The sequence below is a fragment of the Rhizobium leguminosarum genome (assembly GCF_004123835.1).
Taxonomy (GTDB): Bacteria; Pseudomonadota; Alphaproteobacteria; order Rhizobiales; family Rhizobiaceae; genus Rhizobium; species Rhizobium leguminosarum_M.
The window spans coordinates 449297-462153 of the sequence record NZ_MZMU01000010.1 but is presented as its reverse complement, the minus strand read 5'-3'; the positions used below and the strand labels follow the sequence as shown (position 1 = coordinate 462153).

Here is a 12857-nt window from a genome sequence, read left to right as displayed (position 1 = left end):
GCCGATCACCCCGGCGCGGCTGACGACAAGAAAGCGATTTTGAATGGGAAGCGTCGGGAACGGCTGGCCGAGAGCCGGCGGCGAAATCGGCGAATTGTTACGGCATCCGGCTTTCCACGCCGTCGGTCTCGGTCCGGTCGAAAGCTGGCCTGCGTCTCTCAAGCATATCGCCGAAATGGTGTTGAATTCGCGCCAGCCCAAATTCGTTGCCTGGGGTCCGGATCTCGCTTTTCTCTACAATGACGCCTATGTGCCGGTTTTCCCGGAGCGGCATCCCGATGCCCTCGGACGACCCTTCCGTGAGGTCTGGGCGGATATCTGGGAACAGTTCTCGCCGATTATCGCCAGCACTCTGGAAGGCAGTTCGCAGCTCTTCAAAGAGCTGCTCATCCCGATGCGCCGCGACGGCCGTACCGAAGACACCTGGTTCACCTTCTCATACACCCCGCTGCGCGACGATGACGGCAGGGTCGCCGGCATCCTCTGCGCGGCCCTTGATGTCACCGACCAGGTGTCGGCCAAGCGCGGCGAACAGAACGCGTTGGAAGAACTGCGTGCAAAATCGGAGGCGCTTGCGGTCGTCAACCGGGCGGGTGCGGCGATCACCGCCGAGCCCAGTGTCGAACGCCTCACCCAGATTGTCGTCGATGCCGGCGTGACACTGACCGGCGCGGAATTCGGCGCCTTCTTCTACAATGTCGATGATGGCGAGGGCGGCAGCTACATGCTTTATGCGCTCTCCGGTGTCGATCGGAAGAACTTCGAGAAATTCCCGATGCCGCGCAATACCAAGGTCTTCGCGCCGACTTTCAACGGCGAAGGCATTATGCGCTCCGACGACATCCTGCTCGACCCGCGCTACGGGCAGAATGCGCCGCATGCAGGCATGCCGAAGGGGCATCTTCCGGTCAGGAGCTATCTTGCCGTGCCGGTGAAATCACGCGACGGCAGCGTCATCGGCGGCTTGTTCTTCGGTCACGGCCAGCCCGGCCGTTTTTCCCAAGCGGCCGAGGCGAGTCTCGTCAGCCTCGCCGGCCAATCGGCCGTCGCGATCGACAATATCCGGCTCTTCCGTGCCGCCAAAGTCGAAATCGACCAGCGCCGCGACATGGAAGATCAGCTGCGGAAACTCAATGAAATGCTCGAGGTCCGCGTCGCCGCCGAGATTGCCGAACGCCAGCAGGCCGAAGCAGCACTGCAGCAGTCGCAGAAGATGGAATCGATCGGCAAGCTCACCGGCGGCGTTGCCCATGACTTCAACAATTTGCTGCAGGTGATCTCAGGCAATCTGCAGCTTCTCGGCAAGGACGTGGCAGATAACGGCCGGGGCAAGGAACGTATTTCCAACGCGCTTGCCGCCGTCGAACGCGGCTCGCGGCTGGCAAGCCAGCTGCTCGCCTTCGGCCGCCGCCAGCCGCTGGAACCGAAGGTCATCAACATCGGCCGTCTCGTCACCGGCATGGACGACATGCTGCGCCGCGCACTCGGCGAGGAGATCGAAGTCGAGACCATGGTCTCCGGCGGTCTCTGGAACACCTTCGCCGATCCGATCCAGATCGAGAACGCACTGCTCAACCTTGCGATCAACTCCCGCGACGCGATGGATGGCGCCGGCAAGCTGACGATCGAGGTCGGCAACGCCTTCCTCGACGATTCCTACAGCCGCACCCATCCTGAAGTCACCGCCGGCCAATATGTCGTGCTGTCGGTCACCGATACCGGCTCCGGCATGGTGCAGGAGGTGATGGAGCAGGCCTTCGAGCCCTTCTTCTCGACCAAGCCGGAAGGCAAGGGCACCGGTCTTGGCCTGTCGATGGTCTATGGCTTCGTCAAGCAGTCCGGCGGCCACGTGAAGATCTACAGCGAGATCGGCGAAGGCACGACCGTCAAGCTCTACCTGCCACGCTCGTTCCAGAGTGAGGATCGCATCACCAATGTCGACAGCGTGCCGGCAACCGGGGGCACGGAAACCATCCTTGTCGCCGAGGATGACGAGGGTGTGCGCACGACTGTCGTCGAGATGCTGACGGATCTCGGCTACTACGTGCTGAAGTCCAAGGATGCGCAAAGCGCGCTCACCGTTATCGAAAGCGGCGCCCATATCGACCTGCTCTTTACCGATGTCGTCATGCCCGGCCCGTTGAGGAGCCCGGAGCTTGCGCGCATGGCGCGTGAGCGCCTGCCCGATATCGCCGTGCTCTACACATCGGGCTATACCGAAAATTCGATCGTCCATGGCGGCAGGCTCGATCCCGGTCTCGAACTGCTCTCCAAGCCCTATACGCGCGAGGAACTCGCCCGCAAGATTCGCCATGTGCTTGCCAACCGGACGCGACGCCGCCAAGGGGCAAGCGATGCCGCAGCGCCCGCTCCCAAACAGCCCGATATCGCCGGTGAGAAGCTGAAGCTGCTGCTCGTGGAAGACGACGCCTTCATCCGCATGGATACTGCCGAGATTCTGCAGGATCTCGGCTATGACGTCATCGAGGCTGATAGCGGCGAACGAGGCGTGGAAATCCTCGGACACACCATCGTCGATATCATCGTCGCCGATGTCGGCCTGCCCGGCATGTCGGGTCCGGTCTTTGCCGCCAAGGCGCGCGAGGCCTTTCCGTCGGTCGGCCTGGTCTTTGCCACCGGCAACAGCAGTCTACCGGATGCAAACCGCTTCTCCGGCTCGGTGCTGCTGTCAAAACCTTTCAGCAGCACCGCGCTCGAAAGGGCCGTCAAGACCGCCGTCCAGCAACGGCCGATCGGCTAAAGCACTTCCGTTTTTTGTGAATGGGCGCCGTCGAACTCGGGATATTTGCGGATCAGATCCACCTCACTCATGCAGCTGTCATCGCGCGCCGTCAGTTCGATCGAGATCGTGTCGGTAGGGTCGAGACGGCCGTCGTCGTGATAGACGGGAATGCGCGCGCCGCTCTGGCTGACCAGCACGGCATCTCGCTCGAAACCCCTCTGCAGCAGCCAGTCGCGCGGCGCCATCAGGCGGATGTCGACCTCGTAGGAACGGCCCTTCCCTTCTTTAAGGCTGACGGTATAGGTGACCGGCGATACCTGGCCGTTCACGTCGATCGCGCCGTTTCCATCGGCTTTGACGATGTGTTTTTCCATGTTCTCGGCTCCTTCTTATGTGCGGGCCTGTGTGCAGGCTTTTCCCATCGGAAACCTGATAAAACCGGCTTTTGTTCCGAATCCAGGCGTTGCGGCAATGATCGTGGCCGGAACTTTTGTGCTCCTGACCGGTTCAGTCCCTTTGCAAACCGACCACCAATGAAAGATCGGCAACCGGGGGCGTGCCATCGGTCGCATCCGGGAAAAGGGATTTTCGACATGGCCAAAACCAAGAAGAAATGGTCGCAGGACGTCACCGGACACAGCGATGCGATGGGCCTGAAGGAAGGTGTGTTCAAATCGGACGATCCGAAGAAGATTGCGCGATCCGTCAAGCACTCCGCCGAGGAGAGCAATCGCCGCAAGTCGAGCCCTTATCGCGCCGCCATGTCGATGCCGGCGCGGAACCCTTGAAAAGGCCAAGGACGAACTGCGAAAAGACTTCGATCGTCAACCGAAGGATTGAGCAGACATGGCCTATGAGCTTTATTATTGGGACGGCATCCAAGGCCGCGGCGAATTCGTGCGGTTGGCGCTGGAAGAAGCCGGCGCCGACTATATCGACGTGACCCGTCAGCCCGGGCGCGGGACAGGCGCCATGATCGACATCATGGAGAGCGAAAGCGAACCGCACATTCCGTTCGCCCCGCCCTTCCTGAAGGACGGCGACCTGATTATCCCGCATGTCGCCAACATCCTGTTTTATCTCGGTCCGAAGCTCGGCCTTGCGCCCGAGGATGAAGGCCTTCGCCATGTCGTCAACGGCCTGCAGCTGACCGTCACCGATTTCGTCGCCGAAGTGCACGATACGCACCACCCGATCGATATGTCGCTCTATTACGATGACCAGAAGCCAGAGGCAAAAGCCCGCTCGGCCGCCTTCATCCGCGACCGCATTCCGAAATTCCTCGGCTATTTCGAGCGTGTGCTGCGGCGGAACCCGAAAGGCGCCGACCATATGGTCGGCGATGCGCTCACCTATGTCGACCTCTCACTCTTCCAGGTGATCGAGGGCCTGAATTACGCCTTTCCGAAAGCCATGGTGAATCGCAAGGCGGAATATCCCGCCCTGCTGGCTCTGCATGATGCGGTGGCGAAACGTCCAAACATTGCTCGCTATCTCGCCTCTCCCCGCCGCCTCGCCTTCAACGAGGAAGGGATTTTCAGGCATTATCCCGAGCTGGACGGTGCGGGCTGAGTTAAGAGCAATTCCAGGAAAAGTGCGAAGCGGTTTTCCGTCCGGAATTGCGTAAAAGCAAAAGGATAGAGCCGTTCATTCGAGCGGCACCGCCGCATCGAAGAAATTTCCCCACGGGTCTTCCGGCCGGGTCTCCAACCGTTGCGGCACGTTGCCGAGTGTGAAAGCAGCCGGACCGGTGACCTCGTTCAAATCAGCCCAATCGAGCGGCATGGAAACCGGCGCACCCGATCGCGCCCGCGTCGAATAGGCCGCGACCGCCGTGTTGCCGCGGCCGTTGCGGAGATAATCGATGTAGATATGCCCACCGCGTTTTGCCTTCGTCGCGGTTGCCAGATATTTCTCCGGCGCGTCGGCCGACATGCTTTCGGCCAGTGAATGGGCGAAATCCTTCACCTCCACCCAGCCGGCCTTCGGCGCAAGCGGCGTCACCACATGCAGCCCCTTGCCGCCCGACGTTTTGACGAAGGCAGCCAGGCCACGGGATTCCAGCCGTGTCTTCAATTCAAGCGCTGCTGAAATCACCGCGCTCCAGGCCACGTCCTGCCCGGGATCGAGGTCCATAGTGATCATGTCGGGTTTTTCCCAATTGTCGGTCGTTACGCCCCAGGGATGTATTTCGAGCACGGCCGATTGCACCAGCGCCACGAGCCCGTTGAAATCGCCGATGTGCAACAACTTTTCGCCGTCCGCATCCTGCGGGTCGGCGATCTCCTCGATATGCGGATTCATCCCCTTCCAGGCATGTTTCTGGAAAAACCGCTGGTGGCTTTTTATCCCGTCCGGCAGACGCAGCAGCGCCAGCGGCCGATTGACAACATAAGGCGCCATGAACGGCCAGACCGCGGCGTAATAATCCGCGAGCGCCTGCTTGGTCACGCCCTCATCCGGCCAGTAGAGCCGGTCGGGATGGGTCAGCGATACGTCCGATGCCGGCGGATGTCTGGGGCTCATTCTTCGATCTCGCGTGTGAGGAAATCAAGTAGCCTGTTTTCCTCGGCCCGCAAGCCCCGCAGCGGCTCGTTGCCACTCTCGACCAGCGGATGATCGTTGCCGGCAAGCGCGATGATTGCGGGATGGATATAGCTCGAGCGCGAGATCGCCGGTGTGTTGTGCAGCGCCTCGGCCGCGGCTTCCGACATCTGCTTTACCGTCGGCCGACCGCCGCCGACGATCGTCTCACGTGCCGCCCCGAAGGCCGCCAGCGATCCGGCCCAGGTGCGGAAGGTCTTCGCCGAAATGGGAATTCCCGATACTTCGGCCAGATAGGCGTTCAATCGGCCGGAATCGATTGGCTTCAGCGCCCCGCTGTCATCCTTCCAGACGAAGAGCTTGCGGCCGGGCAGGTCTGCTATCTCCTCCAGGATCTTCTGCAGCCTGGGATGCTTGAGGCTGCGCTGGACGCGCTTGCCGCCCTTGGCGCGGAATTTCAACTTTATCTGCCCGTCGACGATTTTCAGGTGGCGCTTCAGCAGCGTCGTTGCTCCATAGGTGCCGTTTTCCCTGACATAGGCCTGGTTGCCGACGCGTAAGTGCGCCTCGTCGAGCAGCGTCGTCAAAGCCGCAAGCACGCCGTTGACATCCTCCGCCCCGGTGTCGAGATGGCGCAGCACGGTGCGGCGTATCTTGGGCAACGCCCGGCCGAACTCGATCAGCTGATGGAATTTTCCCGCACTTCGGAAGGATTGCCATTCCTTGTGGTAGCGGTACTGCTTGCGCCCGCGCGCATCGAAGCCCGTCGCCTGCAGATGGCCGTTGTCGTAGAGGCAGATCCAGACATTTTCATAGGCCGGCGGCAGACCGAGCGCGCCGATGCGCGCCCGCTGCAATTGGTCGGCAAGCGTTGTGCCGTCAGGCATGACATAGCTGAAACCCTTGCCTTTCCTTCGCCTGCGGATGCCCGGTTCGGTATCGCTGACATAGACAAGGCCAAGTTCGGTGATCGTTTCGGCATTCATGCTGTTAAAGACCTGCTACTTATCGCGGCGGCCGAACTGGAACCACCGTCGGCGCTCGGCCTTGGTCGCGTCCTTCGGCGGCTCGGTCTGCCCCTTCGGTGCGAAGACCGCCACGCTCTGAGCATAGACGATGACCGGGTTCTCCGGCTCGTGAACCTCGAAGGCATCCGTCTCCGTCCCCGTGTCGAGAATCCTCGACCACTGTTTCAGCCCGTTCACAACAGGCAGGTGAACCTCGCAGTCGCCGCCGGCATTGAGGATGAGGAAGAGGTCGTCCATCGTCTCGGTGTCCGGTGCATTCACACTCCTTGAGACATAGACGCCGAGCACCTGCAATCCGTCGTCGTTCCAGGCCCCATCGTCCATGAAACCGCCGTCCGGCTTATACCAGGCGATCTCGATGCGGCCGTCCTCGGCGGTCTCGCCGGTCAGGAACCGCTCCTGCCGCAAGACCGGATGGGCCTTGCGGAAGGCGACGGCCTGCCGGCAGAAGTCGAGGAAGGGATCATCGAGCCCCGCCCAATCCGTCCAGCCGATCTCGTTGTCCTGGCAATAGGCGTTGTTGTTGCCGCCCTGGCTGTTGCCAACCTCATCGCCGGCAAGGATCATCGGAACGCCCTGGGAGAGCATCAGCGTCGCCATCATGTTGCGGCGCCTCCGCGCCCGAAGGCTGTTGATGTCCTCGTTATCCGTCACGCCTTCGGCACCCATATTGTCCGAATGATTGTCCGAATGTCCGTCCCTGTTATCCTCGCCGTTCGCGTCATTATGCTTGTCGTCGAAGGACACCGTGTCCATCAGCGTGAAGCCGTCATGGGCCGACAGCAGATTGATCGATGACGTCGCGCCGCGATCCGAGTGGTTGAACTGTACCGCCGAGCCGGTGATGCGTTGCGAGATCTCCGACACCATGCCGCCATCGCCCTTCCAAAAGCGGCGCACGTCGTCACGAAACTTGTCGTTCCACTCACGGAAGGGATGCGGAAAGCCGCCAACCTGATAGCCGCCATCGCCCACGTCCCAGGGCTCGGCGATCAGCTTGACACCGGCGAGGATCGGATCCTGGCGGATGGCGCCGAAGAACAGGCCCTGCCGATCGAATTCCATATCCTGGCGACCGAGCGTGCTGGCAAGGTCGAAACGGAAGCCGTCGATATGCATGACGCCGACCCAGTAGCGCAGGCTGTCGAGCACCATGCGCATCACCATGGGATTGGCGGCATTCAGCGTGTTGCCGGTGCCTGTTGTATCGAAGGTGTGGCGGGGATCGTCGGGTGAGAGGGTATAATAGCTGGCATTGTCGAGCCCGCGGAAGGAGAGCGTCGGGCCCTTCTCGCTGCCTTCAGCGGTGTGATTGTAGACGACATCCATGATGACTTCGATGCCGGCGGCATGGAACTTCTTCACCATGGTCTTGATTTCGGTGATCTTGTTGCCGGACATGTAGCGCGATTGCGGCGCGAAGAAGCCGAGCGTCTGGTAGCCCCAGTAATTGCTGAGGTTGTTTTCCAGGAGATAACGATCGTCGAGGAAATACTGGATCGGCAGCAGCTCGATCGCCGAGATGCCGAGCTTGACGAGATGGTCGATGATCGGATCGCTGCACATGCCGAGAAAGGTGCCGCGCAGCCGGTCGGGCACCTTCGGATGCGTCATCGTCAGGCCGCGTACATGCGCCTCGTAGATGATCGTGTCGGGCCAGGGACGGCGGATTGCCTCTTCACCCGCCCAGTCGAAATCCGGATCCTGCACCACGCCCTTGATCATGAACGGCGCGCTATCACGTTCGTCGAAGGAAAGATCGTCCTTGCCGATCTGGTAGCCGAACAGTGCGTCGTCCCATGTCAACTCGCCCGTCACCTGCTTCGCATAGGGGTCGAGCAGCAGCTTGTTCGCATTGAAGCGATGACCAGCTTTCGGATCGTATGGACCATGGGCGCGATAGCCGTAGACCGTCCCCGGGTTGACGCCGGCGATATAGCCGGACCAGATATCGCCTTCGCGCTTTGGCAGCGGCAACCGTGCGACCTCCTTCTTTCCATCAGGCGAGAAGAGGCAGAGCTCAATCTGTTCTGCATGAGCTGAGAACACCGCGAAATGGGTGCCCGAACCCGTATATTCCGCCCCGAGCTCCGGCTTGAGGAAGTCGAGTTCTGAAAATGAATAGCTCATAATGCCCCGCTCGATAAAAAGACCATGCGGGAAACGTAACGGCGGCTCGAAAGTTCCCTTGCCTTGCAAGGGAAGATCGCTGGAAGAGGCGGAGACTAAGGCATCAACTGTCCGCCGTTGACCTCGATAATCTGTCCGGTAATGTAACCCGACAGGGTCGGCGAGGCGAGGAACAGATAGGCCCCGACGCAATCCTCTGATGTGCCGACGAAGCCCATCGGGATCGATTTGCGCTGCAGCTCCATCTGCTCGTCATTGGTATAACGCTCGTGAAAGGGTGTGGCGATAACGCCCGGCGCCACCGCGTTGACACGGATCCTGTCGGCGACGAACTCCTTGGCATGACCGCGCGTGATCGTCGAAACGAAGCCCTTCGACGCTGCATAGAGGATCGCACCATTGCCGCCGCCGTTGCGCGCGGCGATCGAGGTGGTGTTGATGATGAAGCCACCCTGCTTCCTCAACCACGGATGCGCCGCACGCGTTGCCGCCAGCACCGAACGGGCGTTGAGGTCCATGACCGCGGCATAATGCGCGTCGGTATATTCCGAGGTCGGCTTGCGCCCCAGCATGCCGCCGGCATTGTTGATAAGCCCGTCGAGATGGCCGAAGGTCTTCGCCGTCTCCTCGACGACGCGTTCGGTCTCGCCTTCCCTCGAAACGTCGCCCTGGATCAGATGCACCGTGCCGCCGGCAGCCCGGATCTCCTCTGCAAGCTTCTCCGCCGGTTCGCGGCTGGCATTGTAATGCACACCAACCTTGGCCCCTTGAGCCGCAAAGGCGCGGGCGAGTGCCGCACCGATCCCGGTCGAGGCGCCGGTGATCAGCACGGCCTTGCCGGACAGGTCCGGCAGCTTGATGGATGCGAGCGATTGCGCAAGTTCGACCATGGCGACGATTGCCTCCCGAAAAACCAAGGACATAGGTGATGAAACGAATAGGAGAAGTCTTATCAGGGGAAATCGACGAAGGGCAATGCACGAAAGCGGGAGATTGCATCGCCATGGGAGCGCTACGCGGTCTTCATGCAAGCGGCCAACGTCACCGACGGCCGCCTGAAAAAACCGAGAAGAGTCTCGTTACGGCGCCACGCCAAAGGCCGGCCGTGGCTCTTGGCGGGCGAGAGGCGGGAATGCCAGCGCTATCGCCGCAGCCCCCAGCCCAACCATCGCGGAGCCGATGAACAGCCAGGAATAATTGGCGAAAGTGTCGAATATCCAGCCGCCGATGAGAGGGCCGAAGGCCATGCCGAGGCTGGAGAGCATCGTTGCTGCACCGAAGACCGTGCCGATGATGCGCGGCCCGAAATATTCCCGCGCCAGCACGGCATAGAGCGGCATCACACCGCCATAGGCACTGCCGAAGACGATGGCGAGCGCATAGAATTCGCCGAGTTGGCTGACGAAGAGATAGCTCGCAAGGGCTGCCGCCTGCACCAGCAGGCCGGCGACCAGCACCGGCTTCACCCCGATCCTGTCGGCAAGGCTGCCATAGAGCAACCGGCCGCCCAGTCCCGCCAGGCCCTCGACGCTGTAGATGCTGACGGCCGCCATCGGTGCTACGCCGCAGATCGTCGCATAGTTCACCATGTGGAAGATCGGCCCGGAATGCGCCGCACAGCAGGCAAAGAAGGTCAGGCCAAGCACGATGAATTGCGGCGATCTAAAGACTTTCGACAGTTGCGGCCGGGCGCCGTCGGCCGCGAACTCGGTTCCGGTGTCAGTGGTCTCGGCAGGCGGGCGCCTGACCAGAAGCGCGGCCGGCACCAGCAGCACCCAGGCAGCAATGCCGATGATCAGCATGGCCGGCCGCCATTCATAGGCCGAGATCAGCCAGCGCGCGAAGGGCGAGATGGTCATCGGCGCAACGCCCATGCCGGCCGAGACCAGCGACACTGCAAGGCCGCGGTTTTCGTCGAACCAGGCGGTCGTCGCCGCGATCATTGGCGCGAAGAACGTGCTGGCGGCCAGTCCGACAAGGATGCCGTAGGTTAGTTGGAATTGCAGCAGCGTCTCGGTGCGGCTCGCGAGAACCAGTGCCAGGCCGAGCAGAATGGACCCGATCATCACGACGATGCGCGGACCGAAGCGGTCGCTTGCCGCCCCCCAGAAGAAGCCGCCGAAACCCATGACGATGAAGTTCAGCGTCATCGCGCTCGCTATGCCGACATGCGACCAACCGGTCGCCGTCGCGATCGGCTCCTGGAAAATCGCCAGCGAGAACATCGCGCCGAGCGCGACGCATGTCATCAATGCGCCCGCGGCGACGATGACCCAACGATAGGAAACACCCATGGCTACACAACCTCCATGCCGACAGAGTGATCGCGACGCATGCGGCAAGCCTACCGCATTTCGCGCCCGCGATCTCAAGACGTTTGGGCCGCGGCGGATTCGACAGCGCGCACATATCTTTTTTCCGCGTGTAAATTGCTCCAGGCATCAATGGCGATCATCGTGCATAGGCTTTGCTCGAAATTAAGTCGATGCTAAAATGTCGCATTGGACAGCAGTCATTCGAGGCACGCACCCTCGCCTGTCAGCTGAGGGGAATTTTCAAGTGACATCAAACATTTGATTTGTGACGGCCTTGGGGGAGGTGATCATGATGCGAATGTGCCTGACATGTCTGCCTTTGCTCTTGATGACCATGATCGGGTCTCTTGACGCGACCGCCGCAGAAAACGGCCGGAGACTGGCGCTCGTCATTGGAAACTCAACATACGAAACCGCCAGTGCGCTCCCCAATGCCACGCGCGATGCGCGTGCGTTCGGGGCTTTCCTCTCCGCCCAGGGATTTGATGCAGACATCGTCGTCGATGCGAACCGCAGCCAGCTTGCGGAAGCCGTCGCGCGTTTTTCGCGCAAGATCACGGCCGACGACGTAGCACTTTTCTACTACGCCGGGCACGGCATGCAGCTTCGCGGCGAGAACTATCTCGTCGCCACCAACGCCCGGCTTGCGAGCGAATTCGACGTTGCTGCAGAGACGCTCGCTCTGGAAGACGTGATGCGGGCGATTGAAAGGAAAGCCAAGATCACCCTCGTCTTCCTGGACGCTTGCCGCAACAATCCGCTGGCCAACCGCCTCAACGAAGAGATCGAGGGAGCAAGCAGAAGCCTTGCGACGCGAGGGCTGGCGCCGGTAGAAACGGAGAGCGCAGGCACCATGATTGCTTTTGCAGCCGCGCCCGGCCAGGTCGCAGCCGACGGGCGTGGCGAGAACTCCCCCTTCACCACAGCGCTGGTGAACCATCTGGCGAGCCCGGGGATTGAAATCGGCACCGCGTTCAAACGGGTGATCCGCGATGTTCGAACAGCGACCGACGGCAAGCAGTCGCCACAGATTCTGTCGTCCCTATCGCTCGAATTCTATTTCGCGCCCGCCCTGCAACAATCGGAGCAGTCGCCAATCGTCACACCGACGGTTGATCCGAAGGCAACAGAGGCCGAGGCTGATTTTCAGAAAGCCTTGCGGATCAATACGCCACGCATCTGGACGTTTTTTCTCGCAAAGCATCGCAGCGGCGAAAAGGCCGATGTCGCCCGGCAGATGCTGTCAGTCATGCAGCCCAATGCTGTCGCCTCGCTGTTGTTCCCGACGCCGGAGCAGCGCGAGACCGAACTTACCCTCAACAAGGCGAAGAGAAGTGAGGTCCAGCTCGCCCTTGCCGCAAAGGGCTTCGGCACAGGAAACGCCGATGGCGTGTTTGGTGCGCAGACCCGCAGCGCCATAAGCGACTACCAGAAATCCGCCGGCCTTGCCGGTACCGGTTACCTCAATGAACCGACGGCAAAGGCGCTCGGGATCAACGTGGTCAGGGCCGCGGACGGTCTTTATTCCTCGCCCGCGGCGAGGCGGTATCTGCGGAAGGATTTCGAAGGACTGGAAACAGATGAGCGTGTCTGGAAAGTCATCGACTGCGCTCCACGGGAGGAAAAGGTCTACGGTTCGCTCCAAGGGCATATGTACGCGGTGATGTATTCGCAATCGACAACGTGGAAATTGGCGGATCTGGCGGCCAAGCGCTGCGGCGGACATCTGGCGACGATCACTTCGAAAGAAGAGAACGATTTTATCGTCTTGCTCTTCAGCAAGGACGACCGCCTCGTCGATTCCGAATATGACGCATCCCGGAACGAGACAAACAGACATGGACCGTGGATCGGCTTGATCCAGGACGAAAGCGGCCGGGAGCCCAAAGGCAGCTGGCGCTGGGTGACCGGCGAGACGATGACATTCACGAAGTGGCTGCGAGACATGCCGAACGAACACAAACCGGGCGACGATTTCGGCATGTACTACGCCAATGCTTCCGGCAAACGCGATCCGAAGGAATTGCGGGTCGACAGCTGGGACGACATGGGTCCATCGAATTCGTCGCACAGCTTCGTGATCGAATTCGAATGACA

General features: G+C 61.0%; 9 protein-coding genes and 1 pseudogene. 4 read left to right on the top strand and 6 right to left on the bottom strand.

Going from position 1 to position 12857, the window contains the following annotated elements:
• The first annotated feature begins 43 nt into the window (after positions 1-43).
• Positions 44-2761, top strand: a complete 2718-nt coding sequence (locus B5P46_RS15620; protein ID WP_129419439.1) for a hybrid sensor histidine kinase/response regulator — start codon at positions 44-46, stop codon at positions 2759-2761.
• Here the strand turns inward: B5P46_RS15620 and B5P46_RS15615 are convergent.
• A complete protein-coding gene (locus tag B5P46_RS15615; protein ID WP_129419438.1) occupies positions 2758-3117 on the bottom strand; it encodes a hypothetical protein in 360 nt (119 codons plus the stop codon). The two genes, B5P46_RS15620 and B5P46_RS15615, sit on opposite strands and share 4 nt — an antisense overlap.
• A gap of 219 nt (positions 3118-3336) precedes the next feature.
• Between B5P46_RS15615 and B5P46_RS15610 the strand changes: the two are divergent.
• Positions 3337-3583, top strand: a pseudogene (locus B5P46_RS15610) (DUF3175 domain-containing protein).
• 6 nt (positions 3584-3589) lie between these two features.
• On the top strand, positions 3590-4315 hold the full coding sequence (locus B5P46_RS15605) for a glutathione S-transferase family protein (RefSeq protein ID WP_129419437.1): 726 nt from the start codon (positions 3590-3592) through the stop codon (positions 4313-4315).
• Between the two features lie 75 nt (positions 4316-4390).
• On the opposite strand, the gene ligD is transcribed toward B5P46_RS15605, so the two are convergent.
• The 5 genes from ligD to B5P46_RS15580 form a co-directional block, all read right to left on the bottom strand.
• Complete coding sequence (gene ligD / locus B5P46_RS15600; protein WP_129419436.1) at positions 4391-5269, bottom strand: non-homologous end-joining DNA ligase; 879 nt, start codon at positions 5267-5269, stop codon at positions 4391-4393.
• On the bottom strand, positions 5266-6273 hold the full coding sequence (locus tag B5P46_RS15595) for a DNA topoisomerase IB (RefSeq protein WP_129419435.1): 1008 nt from the start codon (positions 6271-6273) through the stop codon (positions 5266-5268). Before B5P46_RS15595 ends, ligD begins: the two co-directional genes overlap by 4 nt.
• 15 nt (positions 6274-6288) lie before the next feature.
• Positions 6289-8445: a glycogen debranching protein GlgX gene (gene glgX, locus B5P46_RS15590; protein ID WP_129419434.1), complete on the bottom strand. Its 2157-nt coding sequence runs from the start codon at positions 8443-8445 to the stop codon at positions 6289-6291.
• Between the two features lie 95 nt (positions 8446-8540).
• Positions 8541-9335, bottom strand: coding sequence for an SDR family NAD(P)-dependent oxidoreductase (locus B5P46_RS15585; protein ID WP_129419433.1), 795 nt, complete (start codon positions 9333-9335; stop codon positions 8541-8543).
• A 189-nt stretch (positions 9336-9524) separates the two neighbouring features.
• Positions 9525-10739: an MFS transporter gene (locus tag B5P46_RS15580; RefSeq protein WP_129419432.1), complete on the bottom strand. Its 1215-nt coding sequence runs from the start codon at positions 10737-10739 to the stop codon at positions 9525-9527.
• 310 nt (positions 10740-11049) lie between these two features.
• Here B5P46_RS15580 and B5P46_RS15575 point away from each other — a divergent pair, with 310 nt between their 5' ends.
• A complete protein-coding gene (locus tag B5P46_RS15575; RefSeq protein WP_129419431.1) occupies positions 11050-12855 on the top strand; it encodes a caspase family protein in 1806 nt (601 codons plus the stop codon).
• Positions 12856-12857 lie beyond the last annotated feature (2 nt).